Origin of the sequence: Actinomadura viridis, from assembly GCF_015751755.1 — a bacterium.
GTDB classification, from domain to species: Bacteria; Actinomycetota; Actinomycetes; order Streptosporangiales; family Streptosporangiaceae; genus Spirillospora; species Spirillospora viridis.
In genome coordinates this window covers 6,860,436-6,880,341 of sequence record NZ_JADOUA010000001.1, presented here as the reverse complement: position 1 = coordinate 6,880,341, position 19,906 = coordinate 6,860,436, and the positions used below count along the sequence as shown (strand labels likewise).

Genomic DNA, 19,906 nt, shown 5'->3' with positions numbered 1-19,906 from the left:
CCTGTGGCCTCGGCCACCGCGCGAGCACGTTGACCGCCTGGCGGGGTGATGCCGGCGGCGAGCGCCGTGGGCCGGGACTTCGCAAGGCTTACGGCTCCGTCGGCTTGCGGGCGAGGAGACGGCCGTGCTGGAACCTCTCGTTCTCACCCGGCTCGCGGCGCAGCCGGCCGATCTCCGTGAGCCCGGCCCTGGACGCCAGGTCCGCGACGTGGTCGATGGAGAGCCGGTAGGCGAGGGAGACCTTGTGGTCGAACGGCTCGGCCGGATGCGGCGAGTCGTCGCCGGTCGCGAAGAACCCGAGGAGCAGGTGACCGCCCGGCGCCAGCACCCGCGCGAACTCCGCGAAGATCACCGGCAGGTCCTCCGGAGGCGTGTGGATGATGGAGTACCAGGCGAGAACGCCGCCCAGCGTGCCGTCCGCGATGTCCAGCGCGAGCATCGAACCCTCGTCGAACCGAAGGTCCGGGTACTCCTGGCGGGCCAGCTCGATCATCGCCGGCGACGCGTCGACGCCGAAGGCGGTCACGCCGAGGGAGGCCAGGCGCGCCGTGACGCCGCCGGGGCCGCATCCGAGGTCGGCCACCGGCCCGGTGCCCGCGGCTCGTACGAACTCGGCGAACGCGGTGACCAGGGCGCGGTCCAGCGGGTGGCCTTCGACCGAGTCGCGGAACAGCTCGGCGTAGAGGGTGGCGACGGCGTCGTAGGCCGTCCGGGTGGTGTCCAGGGAGGAAGACTCGATCACGGTCGACGACCCTAGCCCGCACGGTGCGGGGTCCGTACGGTCGCGTCCGGGTGCGGCTGAAGATACCGCTGGAATCAGTCGTCCGTTAAAGCCCGGCGCGACTGATTCAGTGCGCGATCAGCAAAACACGGTGCAGTTCCAACCATGGCCGGCCAGACCCTGGCCGTTCTCATGGCGGCCGCGATCGGCGTTGTCATTACGGCGCGTACCGGTTATGGCCTGCGTGCGTTAACAGGGCCTGGAGAAATGCATATCGATGATTGGGCCCGTGGGCCCTGGGGCCCAGCGCCGTACCGTGTGATCATGTTCTCGCCCAACGAATATCCCGCTTGGATGTTCGTACCGGTATTCATTCATTCGCTGAGGCTGGGAAAGCTCGGCGGAACGAGTTCAGGGAGTCGCGTGAACATTCGCTCGAAGCGTGTCAGGGCTCGCGTCGCCATGCTGGCCGCCGTGCCCGCGGTGGCGGCGTCCGCCGTGGTCGTCGGCACGGCCACGCCGGCACTGGCCGCGTGTGGCCAGGTCGGCGGCAGCTTCACCCACAAGGACAAGGTGTCCCGTGTGGAGTTCACCGCCGTCAAGAACTGCTCGAACAACGATGTCCGGGTCTACGGGCGCCTCTACGACACGCTGAATGACAGCCGCAGCGTGCGCCTGGACATCAAGTACGGCGGCGGCACCTTCGGTAACGACTTCGTTCGGTGGGCGGGTGGATACAACACCAGTACTCCGTTCGACCACAATGCCGGGGACACCGGCTCGTACGTCGAACTCTGCATGTTCGCGTACAACAGTTTCGGGCAGAGCGCCACCGACTGCGAGCCCTATTACTTCTGACCCGACGCTCTTCGCTCGGGCCGGGAATTCTCACCGCATGACGTGATCTGATCCATTTCCGTGCGGACGGCGGCCGGTGGTGGGACGCGGGAGCGGGAGTCGGCCGGGCCCCTGGAGCCAGGACGACGCTGGTCGCGACACCGGACGCGTCCGGCCGGTGTTGCGACCAGCCCGTGTCGAGTCCGGCCGGTGTCGCGACCAGTCGGTGTCGCGACCAGGAAGTGCGGACGGCGACCGGCCCGCGCCCCGCTGAACGGGCCGAGGACGTCGCCGTGATCAGGGAGGCCGCCCCCGGGCCGTCAGACTCGGTCCGGGGGCGCCGACTCGACGGCGGCGAGGCGTCGTCGCAGGTGGGCGCGTTCCGGTTCGGTGCCGGCCAGGGCGAGCGCCGCGCGGTAGGCCGCCGCGGCCTCCGGGAACCTGCCGAGCCGTTGCAGCAGGTCCGCGCGCGCCGACACGTACGGGGAGTAGGCGCGTAGCCGTGGCTCGCCGGCCAGCGCGTCGAGGAGGGCCAGGCCCGCCTCGGGGCCGTCGCGCAGCGCCACCGCCGCGGCCCGGTTCACCTCGACGACGGGGGAGGGCGCGAGCGCGAGCAGCACATCGTAGAGCGCCACGATCTGGGGCCAGTCGGTCGTCGCGACGTCCGCGGCCTCGTCGTGCAGCGCGGCGATCGCGGCCTGCACCCCGTACGGCCCCGGCGGGCCGCCGGCCAGCGCCGCCGCCACCAGCCCCCGGCCCTCCTCGATCATCGCGCGGTCCCACCGGGCGCGGTCCTGCTCGTCCAGCAGGACGAGGTCGCCCTCCGGCCCGGTACGGGCGTCGCGGCGCGCGTGGACCAGCAGCATCAGCGCGAGCAGTCCCGCGAGCTCACGTTCGGCCGGCAGCAGGCGGCGCAGGATCCGGGCCAGCCGGATGGCCTCCTCGGCGAGGTCGAGCCGTTGCAGGTGCGGGCCCGAACTGGCCGCGTACCCCTCGGTGAAGATCGAGTAGATGACCTGGAGGACCCCCGGCAGGCGCTCCGGAAGTTCGTCCGCGTCGGGCACGCGGAACGGGATGCGGGCCTCCCGGATCTTCTTCTTGGCCCGCACGATGCGCTTGCCCATCGTCGCCGACGGCACCAGGAAGGCCCGCGCGACCTCGGGCGTGGTCAGTCCCGCCAGGCATCGCAGCATCAGCGCCCCGCGATCGTCGGCGTGCAGGGCCGGATGGGCGCAGGTGAAGAAGAGCTGGAGCCGTTCGTCGGGCATCTCGTCCCCGGCGCCGGCGGCCGGGGCGGGAGCCGCCCGCTCCGCCTCCACCTGCATGACCGCCAGCCGCGCGGCGTACGCCTTGTCCCGCCGGAGGCGGTCCACCGCCCGGCGCCGGGCCGTCGTCATCAGCCAGGCGCCCGGCTTGGGCGGCACGCCACCGACAGGCCAGTGCACCAGCGCCGCCTCGATCGCCTCGGACGCGACCTCCTCGGCCAGGTCGAGATCACCGAACCGCCGTACGAGGGAGGCGAGCAACCGGCCGTGCTCCTCCCGGAAGATCGCCTCCACCGACGCTTCCACCGACGCCTCCACCCCCTCCGGGCCGGGACGATCCGTGGGCTTCCCGGTGCGCGCGTCGGCCATGTCTAGAACTCGGCGACCGGGCGCACCACGACCGAACCGCCACCACGCGCCCCCGGGCAGCGGGCCGCCCAGTCGAGCGCGGTGTCGAGATCGGGCACGTCGATGACGTAGTAGCCGCCCAGGACCTCGCGGGTCTCGGCGAACGGGCCGTCCGTGACGGTCCGTTCGCCGCCCGGCCCGACGCGTACCGTCGTCGCCGTGGTCAGGTCCGCGAGCGAATGACCGGCGACCCAGATCCCCGCGTCCCTGACGGCGGTGTCGTAGGCGATCCAGTCCTCCACCGTGCACCCCTCGGCCGCCTCGGCGGCCTCGTCCGCCGCGGCGCTCTGGATCATCAGCATGTATTTCATGGTCAGGCTCCGGTTCTCGCTGGTGTGACCGCGGTGTCGCACGCGCGATGCGGTCACCTTACGAGATACCTACGAACGGGAGGCCTCCCTTTGGACACGCATGAACGGCCTGGTGGACGGCACCGTAGTCGATGGAGGGCACCGATGCGGGTGCCGGTTCACCGGGTGGACCCATGGCAGACGGCGCGAAGCGGCCGCCCGGCCCGTCCGCGGCCGTTGACGCGGCTCAGCCCTCCGGCTTGATGTTCTGGTTCATGTGGAAGAGGTTGTCCGGGTCGTACGTCCGTTTGACCGACACGAGCCGGTCATAGTTCTCCCTGTAGTTGTCACGGATCCGGTGCGTGTCGTCGCCGGCCATGAAGTTGATGTAGCCGCCCCGTGCCGAGTGCGGCTCCAGCGCCCGGTGGTAGTCCCTCACCCACTGGATGTTCTCGCTGTTCTGGGCCGGGTCGGGCCACATGCCGGCGACCACGGTCGCGAAGGTCGCGTCCCGGTAGGCGAAGGCGGTGGCGTCCGGCGCGACGCGGTGACAGGCCCCGTTGATCGGATAGATGTGCATGACCGAGTTGACGGCGGGCACCCGCGGGCCGTTCTCGATGTGCGCCGCGATCGCGCCGTCGGTCAGCTCCGAAGCGAACGACGCCTTCCAGTAATGCTGGAGTCCGGGCGGGTTCAATTCGTCGAACGCGCTGTTGAGCACCGGGTACGGCATCGGCGTGACGAGTTCGGCGACGACGGGCGCCACCTCGCGGACCGGAGCCAGGGCGTTCTCCCCCTGCTCCAGCGGGCCCGCCCAGCACGCGACGACGATGCAGAACGGCTTACCGTGTTCGGACTCCGGTATGAACGGCAGCGGCGGGGCGAGTTGGAAGGCGGGGAACATGCCCAGTTCCTCCGGCGCCTTCACGATATAGTCGCGGTAGAACTCCAGTACGTCGCGCGCCCTGTCCAGCGGGAAGAAGAAAAGACCGGCGTAGATGTCCTTGACCGGGTGCAGGCGGTATTCGAACGAGGTCACCACGCCGAAATTGCCGCCCCCTCCGCGCAGCGCCCAGAACAGATCCTCGTTCTCCTGCTCATCGGCCTGCAGGAAGCGGCCGTCGGCGGTGACGACATCGGCGGAGATCAGGTTGTCCGCCGAAAGGCCGTACCCGCGGCTCAGGTGGCCGATGCCACCGCCGAGCGTGAGCCCGGCGATGCCCGTCGTGGAGATGATGCCACCCGTGGTGGCGAGGCCGAACGCATGAGTCGCGTGGTCCAGGTCGCCCCACGCGCACCCTCCTTCGGCGCGGGCCGTCCGGCTGCGCGGGTCGACGCGGACGCCCCTCATCGTCGCCGAGAGGTCGATCACGACGCCGTCGTCGTTGGTGCTGAATCCCGGAACGCTGTGAGATCCCCCGCGAACGGACAGGTCGAGTTCGTTCTCCCGTGCGAAATCCACGGCCACCATGACGTCCCCGGCGTCCACGCATTGGACGATGGCGCGCGGACGGCGATCGATCATGGCGTTATGGACCTTGCGGGCGTCCTCGTAGCCGGCGTCGTCCGAAGTGATGACCGGGCCTCGCGTCTGCTCTCGCAACTGCTCGATGGTGGGCCTCGCCATCCCATCGCCCCCTCATATTCATGTGCTCGCAGGGTCGAAACCTCAGGGCAGGGAACACTCACCCGCCCCGTGGGAGATTCCAGATCGAGAAGACCGCTGCCTCGCATTCAAGGCCGCATTTATGAAGGAGGCACGGGCCAGGTGCCGCCATGTCCCCGCCCCATGCCCTGAGCCCAGTCAAACCAAACCATGTCACCTATATGGAGACAACAATGGCTACATCCCTCAGTGGAGGACCCGGCCCCCGCTCGTGGCGCGCTGGCGAAATCCACGTTCGGGAGCGCCCGCGAAGGCCCTCCCCACCGTTCAGCCGAGGCGTCCACCCCTACCGCGGGAACCGGCCGGCCCCTCTCGGCCATACTGGGCCAGGTGATCTTCGTTTCGCCCAGGGTGGGCACGGGCCGATGAGCACCGCCCTCAAAGCCCTCTACCTGACCGTCCACGTGGCTCTGTCGGCGCTGGTGGCCCTTCTGGTCTGGGCCGGCTTCGAGATGGCCGATCACCGCGACGGCAGCAGCACCACCCCCGGCGGCCTCGTGACCGGTTTCCTGACCCTGCTGGCCTGGGGGATCATGGTCGTGCCACTGATCGTCGCCGTGGCGGCCAAGTGGGTGAGCCGCTGGTGGCTGATCCCGCACTGGCTTCTGGGCGGAGCCTCCCTCGTCCTGACCGTCTACGCGATGATGTTCGAAGAGGTCGGCTCCTCCGACCTGGGCTGAACCGGGCCGTCCCCCTGCGTCCACGGAACTCCGGCAGGCCCTCGCCGCCTCAAGCGAAGGGCATCTCGTCGGCCTCGTCGCCCCACATCGGCGAGACGAACTCGCCATCGCGGTAGGTGACGACCTTCCCGTCCCGGATGCGAAGCATGGTGTCGGGCTCAGCGTGCTCGTACCAGCGCAGGTAGCCGAAGAACCGCGCATCGTCGCACCGTTCGGCCAGCCGGTCGAGGAGCGCGGCCACCTCGGCATGCCCGTCGGGATGGATCTCCCAGCGGCAGGTCAGCGCCCAGCGCTCGCCGGACGCGCCGCCCTCGCGTACCAACGACGAGAAGCCGACGCCGGGAATCTTCGAGGCCGCGCGCGGTGAACCGTCGCACCACGCCGGCTCCGGGTAGCGCTTGATCACCCAGTCGCCGTTCTCGTCCTGCACCGGCTCCTCGCCACCGTCCCGCATCATGTCGAGAACCTCGTTGACGATGAGCGTCTGCTCGGCGACGTGAGCGGGCCGCGGGCCAAGGCCCACCTGCCAGCGCAGCTCGGCGACCTCGGCGTCCGGCAGGTCCCCGCGCAGATCCATCGCGATCATGAGTTCGTGAACGTCTCCCACGGCGGGCATCGTATTGAGATGGGGCCACGGGCCAGAACGAGGCCCCTCCGGCGAAACGCAAGTCTCCCGAGTACCGGAAGCCGCCCCACGGCAACGGCAGCGACCCGTTCTGCCCGACTCCGGGGCGGCCACCCGTCGGTCGGCCCGGACAGCCGCTGGTCGCCGGCCGGCTCGACGACCCCGGTTGACGTTCTCGTACGTTAACGACAATCTATGGCTAACCGTTAGCGGTTGTGCCGACCTGGCCGGCAGGGCGCGGCACCGTGCGACTCGACGACCTGAACCGGGCTGGAGGACTGACCGCCATGGGCCGCATCCTGCTGGTGTTCCGCCTCGTCGTGGCCGACGTCCGCCGCCATCCCGCCCAGGCCGCGATGCTCCTCGTCTCGATCACCACCGCCACCGCCACATTGGCCCTGGGCATGTCCCTGGGAGGGGCGACCGACACCCTCTACCGGCAGACCCGCGCGGCCACGGCCGGACCGGACGTCGTGGCGCTCACCCCTGGCAGCGGCCGGACCGCGACCTCGGCGATGGCGGCGTTGGAGCACGCGCCCGAGGTCGCCGCCCACAGCGGGCCGTACCGCCAGTACTACACGACGCTGACGGCGCACGGCTCCACGTCGCGCGCGGTGGCGCAGGGCGCCGACGCGACGCCGGGCCCGATCGATCGCCCGCTGGTGACCTCGGGCACCTGGGTGCGCCCCGGAGGCGTCGTGGTCGAACGCGGTTTCGCCACCGCCCTGGGCGTCCGGGTCGGCGACCACGTCACCCTCGCCGGCCGTTCGCTCCCCGTCGTCGGGATCGCCGTGACCACAGCGCACACCATCTACCCGTGGGCGGCGATGAACGGGCCGGGCGGCGGGCCGGAAGACCCCAACGGCCTGGTCTGGGTGAGTAAGACCGACACCCGAGCGCTGGTGGCCGCCGACCTTCCGGTGACCTCCCTGCTCTACCTGAAACTGCGGGACCCCGCCGCCACCCAGGAGTTCGTGGCCTCCCGCCGTCCCTACAGCGGCGAGTACCCGACGAACCTCTTCACCTGGCAGTTCATGGCCGAGCAGGACGAGGTCATCCTCAGACTCAGCCAGCCGATCCTGATCGTCGGCAGCTGGCTGCTCAGCTTCCTGGCCATCGCCGGCGTGGCCACCCTGGCCGCGGGCCGGGCCGCCAAGCAGACCCGCCGGGTCGGGCTGCTCAAGGCCGTCGGCGCCACCCCCGGTCTCATCGCCGCCGTCCTGTTCGCCGAATACCTGACCCTGGCGCTACTCGCCAACGCGCTGGGCCTGACGATCGCGCGGCTCGCCACGCCCGCCGTCGTCAATCCCACAGCGAGCCTGCTCACCACCGCCACCGGCCCGAGCGGCGACACCATCTTCTTCACGACCGTCGTCGCCCTGGCCGTAGCGGTCCTGACCACCCTCGGCCCGACCGTACGGGCCCTGCGCACCGAGACCGTCACCGCGCTGGCCGACACCGCCCGCCGGCCCAAGCACCGGGCTCGGCTGAACGGATTGTCAGCGCTGCTGCCGACCCCGCTGCTGCTCGGGCTGCGCCTGATCGCCCGCCGTCCCGGCCGCGCCGTCCTCCACGCGGCGAGCATCGCGATCACGCTGATCGGCGCCACGGCCCTGCTGATGCTCTACGCCCAGCCCGTCAGGAGCTACGGCCTCGGCCCCTCCGACCTGGGCAACGTGCAGGCCGAGCAAGGACGCCACGTACTGCTGGCAGTCACCGTCGCGCTGGCCGTACTCGCCGCCGTGAACATCATCACGATCACTTGGACCACCGCACTGGAAGCCCGACCCACCATGGCCATCGCGCGCACCCTCGGCGCGACCCCCGGACAGATCACGGCCGGCCTGTCCACCGCGCAGCTCCTGCCCACCGTGCCCGGCGCCGTCATCGGCATCTTCCTCGGCGTCTTCGTGTCCGGTGACGTGATCATGCCGCCCGCCTGGTGGCTGTTCACCGCGGCGCTCGTGTCGCTCCTGGTGACAGCGGCACTCACCGCCTTGCCCGCCCGCATCGCAGCCGGCCGTTCCGTGGCCCGAACCCTCAGCACCGGAGCACCCTGAGTACGGAGCGGCGGCGTCAGGCGTAGCCAGCGACCACGGCGGCCACATTCGGGACGGTGCGGCGCAGAGCTCCGCCGATGAACGACCGGGGCTCGTTCGAGCTTCATGCATTCGTCCTGTGTTGGCGTGCTCCCGCATAGCTCGACCTGCCAACCAGTGCCCCGTGGGGGCGTAGCCTTCTCGGCCATGTTCAAGTGGTGGAACGTTGTGCCGGACGAGGAGAGGCCACATTGGACGCTGGATCCACTCGTAGGCGTTGGGCCGCTCCGGTTCGACATGAGCCCCGACGAGGTCTCGCAGGCGCTGAGTAGCGCCACGGCGGAGAACCAGCAGTACACGCGGCATCAACCCGCACCCGACGCCGCCCACATAGTCGACGAGGGCGACTACCGGAAGCTTGGGCTGAAGCTCTACTACCGGAAGGAACGGCTGGCCGGTGTCGTGGTCGACGCGCTGACCGGGCCTCAGGTATTCGCGGACGGCATGGCCCTGGTCGGCCGAGCGCCCTCAGTGTTGGAGCAGTGGATGCTCGACCGCGCCGAGGCCCGTGAGCCTTACACGGAACTGTCTTACATGGACGCGGGCGTACCTGCGTCGAACACACTGGGAGTCGTGATCGATGTGCAGCGAGCAGGGGACCACTTGCTCACGCGGCCGGTCTTCATACCCCCTGAAGCGTTGGACGACCTTTCTCACTGGCTTCCCAGAGAGGCATGGTCAGTCTGCTGAGGATCCGACCGTGGTCGCCCCTGCTGCTCCCGGCCGCCGGGCGGCGGGACCGGACGGGCCGGACGGACCGGGCCGCAAGCCCTCCTGCACGGCCCCCGACACACTCATGCGAACCACGCTTTCCCCGGCGGGCGTCCCGGTTCACGTGCTCGCCGGTCGGCTCGGACACGCGGATCCCTCGTTCACCCTTGCGGGTATACGCGCACGTGATCAATGAGCAGTTGGCGGAGGCGGCGGACATCTTCACGAGGAAGGTCAGCGGGGTCGCTTAGAAGCGCGTGTTAGCAAGGGTGTTAGCAAGAAGGCCACTTCCTGATCGGGAAGTGGCCTTTGAGCTGGGCGCAGCCGGAGGGATTCGAACCCCCAACCTTCTGATCCGTAGTCAGATGCTCTATCCATTGAGCTACGGCTGCTGGGCGCTGGCCGAGGCCAGAACATCGATGCCGGACGGGAGTCTAGCAGCTCCCCGTGCCCGGCAACGTGATCCAGTGTAGGGCACCGCAGGGGGTGCCGGGGCCCGAGATCTTTGCGTGCCGGGACGGGAACCGATCGTGGTCGTCGTGCGCCCAAAGAGGCGATCGAGACAGATGTGACGGGCGAGACCCGTCCTCATCCTTGTGAACCCCCTGAAGGAGTACCCCTTATGCGCATGTCCCCCGCCAAGCTGGTCGGCGTCCTCGCCATCGGCGGTGCGCTGCTCACCTCGACCGCCTGCGGGCCGCTCGGCTCCCTCGCCGGTGGCGACAAGGACGCCGCGTGCAAGAACATCCGGTCCGAGCTGAGCTCCGTGCAGAGCAAGATCGCGACGCCGAACATGAGTAACCCGGGTGCCAGTGGCGCCGCCAACGCCCAGGTCTACCGGGAGACCGCGAGCAAGATCCGCAGCGAGGGGCAGAAGGCCGGCGGGGACGTCGAGACCGCGGCAGGGAAGGTGGCCACGGACCTTGAGGGGCTCGCCACCATGATGAGCAACCTCGGCTCGGGGAACACCACCTCGCCGGGATCGAGCACCAGCTCGTTCATCCGGAACGCCGCCGAGCTCGGCCGCGCCTGTGGCTACTCGGGCAACTGATCGGACGGCGGAGGCCCGGCGCCGCGCAGGGCCTCCGCCACGTCCCGCTCGCACTTTGCCGGTTGGCCCGCTGACCGGTACCCTGACGTGAGCCTGATGGCTACTGGAGGATTCGCCTAGTCCGGTCTATGGCGCCGCACTGCTAATGCGGTTTGGGTTTACCGCCCATCCGGGGTTCAAATCCCCGATCCTCCGCCACTCTGACCAGGGACTTCGTTCGAGATTGAGATCTTGGACGAAGTCCCTGTCGCGTTCCAGATGCCCGTTTTGCTGGCCCTGGATAGCACGTGGTGAGCACGAGATGCCGTGGCGACGTCACCGAGCCCAGGTCAGAGCCTCGAAGCGGATGGGGTGGACGGAAGCGACCTGCGCAGGTGGCGGGACTTGGCGGGGCCGGGCGAGCTGCCGAACGTCATCGCCGAGCTGTGCCGCATCGTGGACGGCCTGCACGACCTCGGGCGCATCCACGGTGACGTCTCGCCGGGCAACGTCATGGTCGGGCCGTACGGCCTGGTGTCGCAGATCGACTTCACGTTCATGCGGTTCGCCGAGCTCTCCCGCACCACGATCGCGCTCCGGGGTTCGGCGCGCCGGAGAGCCGCGAGGAATCCACCATGGCGACCGACGCCTATGCGGTCGGCGCGATCGTCCACTACCTGCTGACGGGACGGAAGGTCCCGACGAGGTGCCGGCCCACGAGCTGGCGCCGGGCCGGACCGACTTCCACGAGCGGATCCTGCAGGAGGGGCTGGCGGCGGACAGCGCGGTCGGTCCCGCGACGGCCCGGCCGGACGGCCCGGTCGCTGTGCTCTACCGCGAGGGAGCGACGCTGTTCGCCATCATGGACGGGCGGCTCGAACGGGTAGCCGCTCCGGGGCCTTCCTCATCAGGCCAAATGCGCCGAGTACAGCCAGCGGGGTCGGTGGCGTGGCCGAGCCGACACTGTCTGACTCAAATCATTCTTTGACACGAATATTCGTGAGAGTGAATACTTCTCGCCATGGACGCACTCCTCACCGCACTGGCCGACCCGGCCCGCTGGCGGCTCGTGAGGCTGTTGGCCGAGCGGCCACGCCCGGTCGGTGTCCTCGCCCAACTCGCCGAGGCGCGCCAGCCGCAGACGACCAAACACCTGCAGACCCTGGAACGCGCCGGCCTCGTTACCTCCCAGCGCACCGGTCAGCGCCGCATCTACGCCCTCCAGCCCGCCGCCCTGCGAAACCTGGCGGCTGAACTCACCCGGCTTGCCGACACCGCCGACCAGGCCGGTGGCCCGCGCGAGACCTACGACCGCTACGGGCTCAGCCGAGACGCCGAGCGCCTCGCCGCACAGCAGCCCGGGTGGGCCGATGGCCGCTCGTTCAGATTCCTGCGGTCCCTGACCGAGCCTCCCGAGCTGGTCTGGCGCCACCTCACCGAAGCACCCCTGCTCGCCCGCTGGTGGACACCCGACGACCTGCGCGTCTCCGAACTCGTCTTCGAGGCGCGACCGGGAGGACGGGTCGTCCTGGAGTACCGCGATGCCGAAGACACCGACGGCTCCGACCAGATCGCCGGACGTGCGGAGGGAGTCGTCACCCACGTCCACCCCGCACGGCGCCTCGCCTACCGGTCTTCCCCCATGCTTCCCGACGGCGACCCGGCCTTCACCACCCACGTCGACCTGGGCTTGCGGCCCACCGACACCGGCACCGATCTCGACGTCCACGTCCAGATCACCGACAGCACCGTCGACTCTGCGGATTTCATCGCAGGCATCGAGATCGGCTTCGGCCAGAACCTCGACAAGCTCGCGGCGACCTTCGCCGCAGACCCGCACAACATCGCAACAAGGAGCACGAAATGAGTAACCCGTCCGGCCGCACAGTGACCGCGAACCTGAGCCTCACCCTCGACGGGCGCTACAACGGCCCTGGCGGGCCCAGCGACTTCGGCCCCTTCGCCCCTTATGTGACCAGCGAAGTCGCCAGAAACCACATGACACGCATCTGGGAAAGTGCGACGACGGCGCTGCTCGGCCGGATCAACGCCGAGGGATTCATGGGATATTGGCCCTCGGTCGCCGTCGATCAGAACGCCGATCCGCGTGATCGCGGATACGCCAAGTGGCTGGTCGACACTGAAAAGGTGGTCTTCTCCACCACCTTGACCCAAGCGCCATGGGAACACACCCGCATGGTGAACGCCCCCGCCACAGACGTCGTTACCGACCTCAAGTCCACCGGCGAAGGCGACATCCTGGTCAACAGCAGCGCCAGCCTCATCAAGCCGCTCCTGGCCGCAGACCTGCTCGACCGGCTGTATCTCATGATCTTCCCCGAGATCGCCGGCGGCGGGCAGCGACTGTTCGACGACGGCCTGCCGGCCACGAAATGGAAGCTCACACACCAACAGACCGGCGAACTGGGCGAAATGGCCATGGTCTACGACCGAGCCCGCTGAGCCAGCGGATCAGCGACTCTCGCAGACCCCCTCCCCCGCAACCACAAGACTCCGCGAGAAGGGGTCTGCGAACAGCGATCTGCGCGAATGTGGCGGCCAGGTACACCTTCCAGCGAAGCCTCCCGAGTCGCACAATCTGGTGCGAGGTGAGGAGTCGAAAACGGCGTCATGTGGTCAGGGGGAGGGGCCACGGAACGGTTCCTCGCATCGCGAACCGCCTTTTCCCCTGGCCCCGTCCCTGATCAGGCGACCTGGGCCCGCGCGGCCTCGGAGAACAGGGGGTTGGTCATCGCGACGATCTTCGGGCGGAAGCTGCCCTTCGCGCACACCAGGCCGGTCGCCTTCTCACCGGGGGCGAGGCTCGTCGTGTCGATCTGCCCCTCGTACTCGCCGTGAGCTTCCCCCGGTTCCACGGACACCTCATCTGAGTTGACCTTGATCAACTTGGGAAGGAAGTGTCCCGTGCCACCACCTCATCCGCCTGAGTTCCGGCGACGCGCCGTCGAGCTGGCCCGGACCGGCGACAAGTCGGTCACCGCGCTGGCCAGGAGCCTGGGTATCAGCCAGTCGTGCCTGAGGAACTGGATCCGCCAGGCCGACATCGAAGAGGGTCACCTTGACGGCCTGAACGCCGGCGAGCACAAAGAGCTGATCGAGCTGCGCCGAAAAGCCAGGCAACTGGAGTTGGAGAACGAGATCCTCAAGCGGGCGGCGGCCTACTTCGCTCGCGAGAACATGCTCCCAAAATAAGGTACTCGCTGGTCCGTGAACTTGCCGAGAACGACATCCCCGTCGCGGTGGCCTGCCGAGTGTTAGGAGTTTCCCGGTCCGGTTACAGCGACTGGCTCGGCAGGCCCGCCTCCATCCGGGAGCAACGCAACGCCGAGCTGGTGAAAATGATCAGAGAAATCCATGAGGAGTCACGCCGGAGCTACGGCTCGCCGAGGGTGCACGCCGAGCTGACGCTCGGACGGGGCGAGCAGGTGAGCCGCAAACGGGTCGAGCGGCTGATGCGCGAAGCCGGGATCCAGGGGATCTACCGGCGCAAGGGACGCCGGAACCTGGTCAACGAGCCGACCGAGGAGGACCTGGTCAAGCGGGCCTTCGACGTCCAGGCGCCCGACGTGCTGTGGGTCACCGACATCACCGAGCATCCGACCGGCGAGGGAAAGCTGTACTGCGCGGCCGTGCTGGACTGCTTCTCCCGCCGCATCATCGGCCATTCCATCGACATCCGCCAGACCACCGAACTCGTGGTCGATGCGATGGCCGCCGCTGTCGCCCGCAGAAGACCCGCCAAAGACGCCACGATCCTGCATTCAGACCATGGCGCCCAGTTCACTTCCTGGACGTTCGGGAAGCGCCTTCGGGCCGCAGGACTCCTCGGCTCGATGGGCACGGTCGGTGACTGCTACGACAATGCCATGATGGAGTCATTCTGGGGCTCGATGCAGCTCGAACTCTTCGACATCAGGAAATGGCAAACAAGAGCCGAACTCGCAGCCGCGGTGTTTGAATGGATCGAGTGCTGGTATAACCCGTTCAGAAGGCATTCCAGCCTCGGAATGCTGAGTCCGGTGGACTACGAGGAGCGACACCGCGCCTCGACCAGGACCACCTGACCCATCTCACCCCAGCTGTCCGTGCTACCGGGGGAACCTCACCGAGGGCGGAGCTGCTGTCGTGCTTGGTGTTCTTGGTGTCGGTGATCGAGAAGTAGAGCGGGTTGACCTGGAGCTGCTTCTTGGTCCGGTTGGTGACGGTGACCTTGACGCAGGACAGCGCGCCGCCGTCGCTCAGGACGCTCTTGTTCGCGCGCGCCCGCTTGGCGGTGAGCTTGATCGGGAAGCTCTTGCCCTTGGACGCGGCGCTGCTCTTGCCCGCCGATGATGATCTTGCGCATGGGTGCTCCTTGGTGCCGGGCGCGTTCTGCATGGCGCGCCACTGGACGGGGTTCGCGAGGGAGGGGCGCCGCCGCCCGCTGGGGTAGGGCTGGTCGCGCGGGCGGCGGCGCGTATCGGGGGGAAGCGGAGGCCGCGGCGGACCTCCGCATGGCTGATCAGCCCTGCGCCACCGCGAGGAGTTCGTAGAACTCCTCGGCATCGATGGCCGTGATGTGGTGACCGGATTCGCGGAGCCGCTCCGCCTTGGCGAGCTTGCCGGTCTTCTTCGCCCCGGGGGCGAACTGGTGTGGCTTGATGCCGCCGACCACCAGCAGGTCGACGAACTTGGTGACGTGGGGGACGGTCCCGGCTCCGAAGGCGGCGATCCGTCCGGCGGCCGCCGCCCTCGTCATCCCTGGCAGTGATCCGGTGAAGCAGACGGTGAGTCCGTAGAACGGGTTGTCCGGGTCGGTGTTGGGCTCGGCGTCCGGGTACGGCTTCCGCCGCGCGGCCCTCCGATACCGGCAGCCCTGGCGGACACCGCTGCGGTAGGAGCCCATCCGGATCCCCTGAACGGCGAGGAGGGCACCAAGGGTGGCCGTCCCCTGCCGTTTCAGCGCGGCCAGCATCACCTGGGCCGCCGCCCGTGCGTCGTCGCCGGCGTCATGGTGGCGCGGCAGCGCGATGCCCAAGGCGTCGGTGAGCACCGGGAGCTTGTACGCGAGCAGGCCGGTCCACACTCGCCTCGCGACCACGAGTGTGCAGGCGAAGCGGAGGTCTGGGACGGGGAGGCCCGACCCCCGGACCATCGGCTACGCCCCAGCGGGCGCCGACCTTGCGATGGGGGCTGCGCTACCGGGTGTGTGCGCCAGGGGCGCGAACGACGGCGCCGCCTACACGCTGCGCCTGTGGAGCGCGGACGCGTGGGCCGAAGCTCACTACGAGCCAGGCCGCGACTCCTCCGATGTCGAGCAGGGCAGGGGACCGGCCCCTGTGGCATCTGGCGGTGTCGGCCCACTTCGACTGGGTCTCCCATCGCAGCCCCGGCCGCGACCGCTTCGGTCTGACCGTGTCACCCGCCGGCGACCACGTCTGGCTGGACCATCCCGGCGGCATCGCCTGACCTCGGACCCGTGAGCAGTTCTTTCACGGACGTGGGCGGCGCGGTGGTGGCGGCGGGGGACAGCAAGGACCTGGACGATCCGCCGCACCCCACCGACCTCACAGGGAAGACCCCACGCCCGTCCGCCTTCCCCTGGAGGAATTTCCGTCGGATACGCCCCTGAACTGGGGTTGAGGGAGGCGCGTTGATCGCCTTCGGAGGCGCTGCCACTACGTTCAGACCGCTTGTCCAGGTTCGCGCGTGGAGTGGGGTTTCGTGGCGCTGGACGCGGCCTGGCAGCAGATGGCCGCCCGGCTGACCGAGGCTGGCGACGACGCCCGCGTCCGCGTGGCGCGGCGAGCTGGTCTTCTTGGCCCCTTGTCATCCCTGGTCGGGCAGGGCGTGCGGCTGTAGCTCTCAGGGGGGAGACGAGACGGCACGACCCACCCGGCTGGGGGAGGGATCCGGCCCCCGATCCCGGCAAAGTCGTTCATGCCGGGACCGGGGGCCGGAGCGCCACTCTCAAGGAGCCACGATGACCACGACCCTTATCGAAACGGCGTCCGCTGGCGTCCAAGTCCAGCGGGGCGGCTGGAAAGCGGGGTTCCGCACCGTGCCGGGTGTGCCCAGGTGGGCGCGTTGGGCGGCGCACGCGGCGGTCCTGACGACGCTGCCGTCGGCGTTGTGGCGGCTGCCGATGGCGTGGGGGTTCGGGATGGGCTTCACCGACGAGGCGATGGTGGAACTGCACGTCCCCGGCTGGGGCTCGGCGTACGTGCTCGCCCTGATCCTGCTGAGTGAGGTCGCAGCGTTCGCCACCCTCGGTCTGATCCAGCCGTGGGGGGAGCGGTTCCCCCGCTGGATGGCGTTCGTCGGCGGCAGGCGCGTGTCGGTGCGGTTCGCGGTCACCACCGCGACGTTGGGGGCGATGGCGGTGCTGCTGTACGCCGCCGGCTACTTCTACACCTGGACGCATCGCAGCCCCGGATCCCCGACCGGCGCATGGGCGTGGCTGATGAACGCCTCGTTCGCACCGGTCGTGTTCTGGGGCCCGCTGCTGATCGCGGTCACCGTCCACTACTACCGGCGACGCCGCGCGGCCTGACCGGCTCTCAGCATGGACCGGGCCCACGCCCGGGAGCTTCGACGCCACCGCCCTGCTCTGGCTGTGTCCGCGGACTCGATCCCCTCCCCTGCATCACCGCTCAGTGACGAAACACTGGATAGAAGGAGAACCCCCAGATGATCGTGAAGCGCGCACGCAAGGCCGCTGTCCTTGTTCTCGGTGCGGGCGTAGCCGCTGCGGCCGTGGTCACCGCGACCACAGGGGCGGTCCAGGCCAAGACCAAGCCGGACAAGCCCAAGGTCGCCAGCGTCACCGGGTCCGGCGAGTTCCGGATGACGTACCTGCCGAAGGACGACAAGGACCGCCGCTTCTTCACCTTCGACGTCCGTCAGGCTCCGTTCACTCACCACCGCGTTGTCCCCGGCGGGGCGACGATCACCGGGTCGCCGAACGATGCGACCGGCACGGTGAAGATCAAGCACTACTTCGTTCCGGGGAAGCGGACCTTCTACGCGATCGGCCGGGCCGACTCGCTGATCACCTCCCCGGGCTACGCCACGATCACCGCCAAGATCGTCAAGACGTGGTGCGTGGAGGACACCCCGACCCCCGAGGGCTGCGAGGGCCCGCCATGGGTCGGTATGACCAAGGGTTTCAGCGTCTACGACGCCGGCCGGGACCACGGTGGCAAGCCAGGCCGGTCCCAAGACAGGATCGGGATGTCCTGGGAGTACGCCAACATGCTCGTCAACCCCCAGGGTGAGACCTACGAACCCGACCAGGTCGGCACCGCGATGGCACCGGCCCCGTTCTCCCTTGTCCTGTCCGGCGGGTTCACCGTCGTCCACAAAGACCTAGCGGTGCCGTCGAAAGCCGACATGCCGCAGCCACCCCAGCAGTGACGACGCAGGGCTGAAGCCACAGGACGACCGGAGCGTCCAAGCCCGGACTCTCCGGTCATCCTGTCGGGTTGGCCCGTTGGTGGGGCCCCGCCATAACAGATTCTCCGCAACCTGTTGCCCGCCGGCGGCGGTGGGTGGAGCGGCGGCGCGCCCACATCAGCCGCTTCGACGCCCACGCCACCGACGAACTCGCCGACCAGCCCGGAGGCATTCGACCCCCTCCGAACGATCACGCGGTCATACAGCCTGATCACGGTCGATGCGGGCGCATTGCAGGGACGCTGACCTGCGGCAACGCGAATTCATTGAGATGGCGAATCATCATATAGCGCGCCTGAAAAGAACTGCTAATGCGGTTTGGGTTCACCGTCCATCCGGGGATCAAATCCCCGATCCTCCGCCACTACCAGCGCCCCCGCCGAGTGAGACGATCTCGGCGGGGGCGTTTTCGGTGTCTGGTGTGGCCATCACGTTGCAGCGGCATCCCGGTGGCCACCGCCTCGATTGCGGCCTGGGCCGTTTGCCGGCTGACGGGTCCGGACCGGAGCCGGACCCGTGCCGCGTCGTCAGCGTAGCAGTGTCAGCAGACCCGGCCGGTAGGGCAGGAGGCCGTAGTCGCCGCCGGAGTTGGGGCTGCGCCCCTGGTAGAGCAACTGCAGGTTGCAGGGATCGACGGTGAAGGTCTGATCGGCGCTGGTGCGGATCAGTTCGCCATGGCTGATGTCGTTGGTCCAGGTGGCGCCGCTGTTGGCCTTGCCGGCGAAGGGGTTGCCCTCGGTCGCGGCCTGCGGTGTCCACGAACCGTTCAGGCTGGTGGCCGTGAACGAGCGGAAGTAGCGCCCCTGCGAGCCGATGGCCTCGACGATCATGAGGTAGCGGTTCTGGTCCTTGAGCTTGTAGACCTGAACGGCTTCGAACAGGTTGTTGGTCGAATCACTCATGATCACTGTTGAGGTGCTGCCGAAACTGCCCGGGAAGTTCCCGATCGGCATACTGGCCCGGTAGATCTTGCCGTTGTCACCGGCGAAGAATAGGTACATGTTCGTGCTGTCGCCGATGAGCGTCTGGTCGATGGGGCCTGTCGCTGAGTCGGCGATGCTTCCGGAGAAGAGCACCTGCTGTGATGACCAACCATTCGGGTTGGTGGGGTCGCTCGACGTCCGGTAGGAGAAGGCGGTCCCACCCCACTGGTAGGCGAGCACCCAGATGTTCTTCGGCGCGAAGTAGAAGAGCGTGGGCGCGACGGTGGAATTCGACATCGTGTTCTGGCTGGCCGAGGCCATCTCCGACCAGTTGGTGAACAGGCTGAAGTTCATCGAACCCCACCTCGTCCCCGTGTCGTGCGTCGTCGCGTAGACGAGATGCCTGCCGTTGTAGGGGGCGACGGTGAAGTCCTTGAGTGAGACCCATCCCGACTTGGGCTGCGCAAGCGGGCCCGTTGATGTCCAGCGGTATGACGATGGGAGATCGCACGCCGGAGCAGGGCCGCCGCCGACCTCGACGAGTTGCCACTGCTGGTTGTCGCCGCCCCAGTCGTCGTACTGGACGATGTTCGCGTTGTCGGCGGTGGAGGCGCCTTGTACTTCGAGGGCCTTGTTGCTGTGGCGCGAGACGAGCCTCACGTGGCCGCCCGGGCTGTCGGCCAGCCGCCATTGCTGGTTGGTGCCGTTCAGGTCGGCCCACTGGACGATCGGGCCGCCGTTGGCGGTGGAGAAGTCGTGAACGTCCAGCACCTTGCCGGAGTGGCGGGACTTGATGCGGTAGTAACCGCCGCCGGAGTCGACGAACTGCCACTGCTGCTGGTTCTGGTCGTTCCTGGTCCACTGGGTGATGCGGGCGCCGTCGTTGGTCGCCAGGTTGTAGACGTCCAGGGCCTTGCCGCTGTTGCGGTTGACCAGGACGTACCACTTGTTCACATCCACTGTCGCGGCCTGAGCGGTCTGTGTGTTCGTCACGGACAGGAGCACCGACAGCAGGAACGATGCCAGTACCGCGCCGATCCTCAACATGAACTTCCTCCTTTCGATCCGGATTGATGTTAGCGCTAACATTTTCTGCCGGGTGGGACCTTCTCTCGATCGGCGATCGTGGGGTGGTGGCGGTGGCCGGAGTAAATACCGGGCTGAGTGACATCGTCAAGGGCCCCGTAACTTCGAAA

The 19,906-nt window shown here is 68.5% G+C and carries 22 protein-coding genes and 2 tRNA genes; 15 read left to right on the top strand and 9 right to left on the bottom strand.

Annotated elements, in window-relative coordinates:
• Positions 1 to 88: 88 nt before the first annotated feature.
• Positions 89 to 742: a class I SAM-dependent methyltransferase gene (locus IW256_RS31160; protein ID WP_197014347.1), complete on the bottom strand. Its 654-nt coding sequence runs from the start codon at positions 740 to 742 to the stop codon at positions 89 to 91.
• Positions 743 to 886: 144 nt separating this feature from the next.
• On the opposite strand from IW256_RS31160, the gene IW256_RS31155 reads away from it, so the two are divergent.
• A complete protein-coding gene (locus tag IW256_RS31155; RefSeq protein WP_197014346.1) occupies positions 887 to 1,579 on the top strand; it encodes a hypothetical protein in 693 nt (230 codons plus the stop codon).
• Between the two features lie 299 nt (positions 1,580 to 1,878).
• On the opposite strand, the gene IW256_RS31150 is transcribed toward IW256_RS31155, so the two are convergent.
• The 3 genes from IW256_RS31150 to IW256_RS31140 form a co-directional block, all read right to left on the bottom strand.
• Positions 1,879 to 3,192 (bottom strand): RNA polymerase sigma factor, encoded by a 1,314-nt coding sequence (locus IW256_RS31150; protein ID WP_197014345.1) that lies wholly within the window; start codon positions 3,190 to 3,192, stop codon positions 1,879 to 1,881.
• A 2-nt stretch (positions 3,193 to 3,194) separates the two neighbouring features.
• Positions 3,195 to 3,533 carry a YciI family protein gene (locus IW256_RS31145; protein ID WP_231404006.1) on the bottom strand — a complete coding sequence of 113 codons (339 nt, stop codon included), beginning with the start codon at positions 3,531 to 3,533 and terminating at the stop codon, positions 3,195 to 3,197.
• 235 nt (positions 3,534 to 3,768) lie between these two features.
• Positions 3,769 to 5,148 carry an FAD-binding oxidoreductase gene (locus tag IW256_RS31140; RefSeq protein ID WP_197014343.1) on the bottom strand — a complete coding sequence of 460 codons (1,380 nt, stop codon included), beginning with the start codon at positions 5,146 to 5,148 and terminating at the stop codon, positions 3,769 to 3,771.
• 404 nt (positions 5,149 to 5,552) lie between these two features.
• Between IW256_RS31140 and IW256_RS31135 the strand changes: the two genes are divergently transcribed.
• Positions 5,553 to 5,867 (top strand): hypothetical protein, encoded by a 315-nt coding sequence (locus tag IW256_RS31135; protein WP_197014342.1) that lies wholly within the window; start codon positions 5,553 to 5,555, stop codon positions 5,865 to 5,867.
• Between the two features lie 49 nt (positions 5,868 to 5,916).
• Here IW256_RS31135 and IW256_RS31130 read toward each other — a convergent pair whose 3' ends face one another.
• The gene (locus tag IW256_RS31130; protein ID WP_197014341.1) at positions 5,917 to 6,474 is read right to left on the bottom strand and encodes a hypothetical protein; all 558 of its coding nucleotides are present in this window, start codon (positions 6,472 to 6,474) and stop codon (positions 5,917 to 5,919) included.
• 263 nt (positions 6,475 to 6,737) lie between these two features.
• On the opposite strand from IW256_RS31130, the gene IW256_RS31125 reads away from it, so the two are divergent.
• Both IW256_RS31125 and IW256_RS31120 read left to right on the top strand, forming a co-directional pair.
• A complete protein-coding gene (locus IW256_RS31125; RefSeq protein WP_307829237.1) occupies positions 6,738 to 8,552 on the top strand; it encodes an ABC transporter permease in 1,815 nt (604 codons plus the stop codon).
• A gap of 186 nt (positions 8,553 to 8,738) precedes the next feature.
• Positions 8,739 to 9,281, top strand: coding sequence for a hypothetical protein (locus IW256_RS31120; RefSeq protein ID WP_197014340.1), 543 nt, complete (start codon positions 8,739 to 8,741; stop codon positions 9,279 to 9,281).
• Positions 9,282 to 9,621: 340 nt separating this feature from the next.
• On the opposite strand, the gene IW256_RS31115 is transcribed toward IW256_RS31120, so the two are convergent.
• Positions 9,622 to 9,694 (bottom strand) — tRNA-Arg (locus IW256_RS31115).
• Between the two features lie 230 nt (positions 9,695 to 9,924).
• Between IW256_RS31115 and IW256_RS31110 the strand changes: the two genes are divergently transcribed.
• The 5 genes from IW256_RS31110 (at position 9,925) to IW256_RS31090 (ending at position 12,795) form a co-directional block, all read left to right on the top strand.
• Positions 9,925 to 10,353 carry a hypothetical protein gene (locus IW256_RS31110; protein WP_197014339.1) on the top strand — a complete coding sequence of 143 codons (429 nt, stop codon included), beginning with the start codon at positions 9,925 to 9,927 and terminating at the stop codon, positions 10,351 to 10,353.
• A gap of 105 nt (positions 10,354 to 10,458) precedes the next feature.
• A tRNA-Ser gene (locus tag IW256_RS31105) sits at positions 10,459 to 10,551 on the top strand.
• Positions 10,552 to 10,704: 153 nt separating this feature from the next.
• Complete coding sequence (locus IW256_RS31100; protein ID WP_197014338.1) at positions 10,705 to 11,016, top strand: hypothetical protein; 312 nt, start codon at positions 10,705 to 10,707, stop codon at positions 11,014 to 11,016.
• 337 nt (positions 11,017 to 11,353) lie between these two features.
• Positions 11,354 to 12,199, top strand: a complete 846-nt coding sequence (locus IW256_RS31095; protein ID WP_197014337.1) for a metalloregulator ArsR/SmtB family transcription factor — start codon at positions 11,354 to 11,356, stop codon at positions 12,197 to 12,199.
• Entirely contained in the window at positions 12,196 to 12,795 is a 600-nt protein-coding gene (locus IW256_RS31090) for a dihydrofolate reductase family protein (protein WP_197014336.1), read from the top strand. Before IW256_RS31095 ends, IW256_RS31090 begins: the two co-directional genes overlap by 4 nt.
• A 242-nt stretch (positions 12,796 to 13,037) precedes the next feature.
• Here IW256_RS31090 and IW256_RS31085 read toward each other — a convergent pair whose 3' ends face one another.
• Positions 13,038 to 13,208 carry a hypothetical protein gene (locus tag IW256_RS31085; protein WP_197014335.1) on the bottom strand — a complete coding sequence of 57 codons (171 nt, stop codon included), beginning with the start codon at positions 13,206 to 13,208 and terminating at the stop codon, positions 13,038 to 13,040.
• A gap of 49 nt (positions 13,209 to 13,257) precedes the next feature.
• On the opposite strand from IW256_RS31085, the gene IW256_RS31080 reads away from it, so the two are divergent.
• Positions 13,258 to 13,545 carry a transposase gene (locus IW256_RS31080; protein ID WP_197009110.1) on the top strand — a complete coding sequence of 96 codons (288 nt, stop codon included), beginning with the start codon at positions 13,258 to 13,260 and terminating at the stop codon, positions 13,543 to 13,545.
• On the top strand, positions 13,542 to 14,417 hold the full coding sequence (locus tag IW256_RS31075) for an IS3 family transposase (RefSeq protein ID WP_197016185.1): 876 nt from the start codon (positions 13,542 to 13,544) through the stop codon (positions 14,415 to 14,417). The genes IW256_RS31080 and IW256_RS31075 overlap by 4 nt, the downstream gene beginning before the upstream one ends.
• A gap of 437 nt (positions 14,418 to 14,854) precedes the next feature.
• On the opposite strand, the gene IW256_RS42430 is transcribed toward IW256_RS31075, so the two are convergent.
• On the bottom strand, positions 14,855 to 15,433 hold the full coding sequence (locus tag IW256_RS42430; protein WP_197014334.1) for a BRCT domain-containing protein: 579 nt from the start codon (positions 15,431 to 15,433) through the stop codon (positions 14,855 to 14,857).
• 209 nt (positions 15,434 to 15,642) lie between these two features.
• Between IW256_RS42430 and IW256_RS31065 the strand changes: the two genes are divergently transcribed.
• The 4 genes from IW256_RS31065 (at position 15,643) to IW256_RS31050 (ending at position 17,748) form a co-directional block, all read left to right on the top strand.
• Positions 15,643 to 15,801 carry a hypothetical protein gene (locus IW256_RS31065; RefSeq protein ID WP_197014333.1) on the top strand — a complete coding sequence of 53 codons (159 nt, stop codon included), beginning with the start codon at positions 15,643 to 15,645 and terminating at the stop codon, positions 15,799 to 15,801.
• Positions 15,802 to 16,041: 240 nt separating this feature from the next.
• The gene (locus IW256_RS31060) at positions 16,042 to 16,194 is read left to right on the top strand and encodes a hypothetical protein (RefSeq protein WP_197014332.1); all 153 of its coding nucleotides are present in this window, start codon (positions 16,042 to 16,044) and stop codon (positions 16,192 to 16,194) included.
• A 121-nt stretch (positions 16,195 to 16,315) separates the two neighbouring features.
• A complete protein-coding gene (locus IW256_RS41630; protein WP_231404005.1) occupies positions 16,316 to 16,885 on the top strand; it encodes a hypothetical protein in 570 nt (189 codons plus the stop codon).
• A 137-nt stretch (positions 16,886 to 17,022) separates the two neighbouring features.
• Positions 17,023 to 17,748 carry a hypothetical protein gene (locus tag IW256_RS31050; RefSeq protein ID WP_231404004.1) on the top strand — a complete coding sequence of 242 codons (726 nt, stop codon included), beginning with the start codon at positions 17,023 to 17,025 and terminating at the stop codon, positions 17,746 to 17,748.
• Between the two features lie 566 nt (positions 17,749 to 18,314).
• Here the strand turns inward: IW256_RS31050 and IW256_RS31045 are convergent.
• Positions 18,315 to 19,757, bottom strand: a complete 1,443-nt coding sequence (locus IW256_RS31045) for a non-reducing end alpha-L-arabinofuranosidase family hydrolase (RefSeq protein ID WP_197014330.1) — start codon at positions 19,755 to 19,757, stop codon at positions 18,315 to 18,317.
• Positions 19,758 to 19,906 lie beyond the last annotated feature (149 nt).

Bases quoted from the DNA above. Each gene is read 5' to 3' on its own strand.
- IW256_RS31155 (WP_197014346.1), top strand. From the start codon at position 887: ATGGCCGGCCAGACCCTGGCCGTTCTCATGGCGGCCGCGATCGGCGTT.
- IW256_RS31150 (WP_197014345.1), bottom strand. From the start codon at position 3,192: ATGGCCGACGCGCGCACCGGGAAGCCCACGGATCGTCCCGGCCCGGAG.
- IW256_RS31145 (WP_231404006.1), bottom strand. From the start codon at position 3,533: ATGCTGATGATCCAGAGCGCCGCGGCGGACGAGGCCGCCGAGGCGGCC.
- IW256_RS31140 (WP_197014343.1), bottom strand. From the start codon at position 5,148: ATGGCGAGGCCCACCATCGAGCAGTTGCGAGAGCAGACGCGAGGCCCG.
- IW256_RS31135 (WP_197014342.1), top strand. From the start codon at position 5,553: ATGAGCACCGCCCTCAAAGCCCTCTACCTGACCGTCCACGTGGCTCTG.
- IW256_RS31120 (WP_197014340.1), top strand. From the start codon at position 8,739: ATGTTCAAGTGGTGGAACGTTGTGCCGGACGAGGAGAGGCCACATTGG.
- IW256_RS31110 (WP_197014339.1), top strand. From the start codon at position 9,925: ATGCGCATGTCCCCCGCCAAGCTGGTCGGCGTCCTCGCCATCGGCGGT.
- IW256_RS31095 (WP_197014337.1), top strand. From the start codon at position 11,354: ATGGACGCACTCCTCACCGCACTGGCCGACCCGGCCCGCTGGCGGCTC.
- IW256_RS31090 (WP_197014336.1), top strand. From the start codon at position 12,196: ATGAGTAACCCGTCCGGCCGCACAGTGACCGCGAACCTGAGCCTCACC.
- IW256_RS31065 (WP_197014333.1), top strand. From the start codon at position 15,643: ATGTCGAGCAGGGCAGGGGACCGGCCCCTGTGGCATCTGGCGGTGTCG.
- IW256_RS41630 (WP_231404005.1), top strand. From the start codon at position 16,316: ATGACCACGACCCTTATCGAAACGGCGTCCGCTGGCGTCCAAGTCCAG.
- IW256_RS31050 (WP_231404004.1), top strand. From the start codon at position 17,023: ATGATCGTGAAGCGCGCACGCAAGGCCGCTGTCCTTGTTCTCGGTGCG.
- IW256_RS31045 (WP_197014330.1), bottom strand. From the start codon at position 19,757: ATGTTGAGGATCGGCGCGGTACTGGCATCGTTCCTGCTGTCGGTGCTC.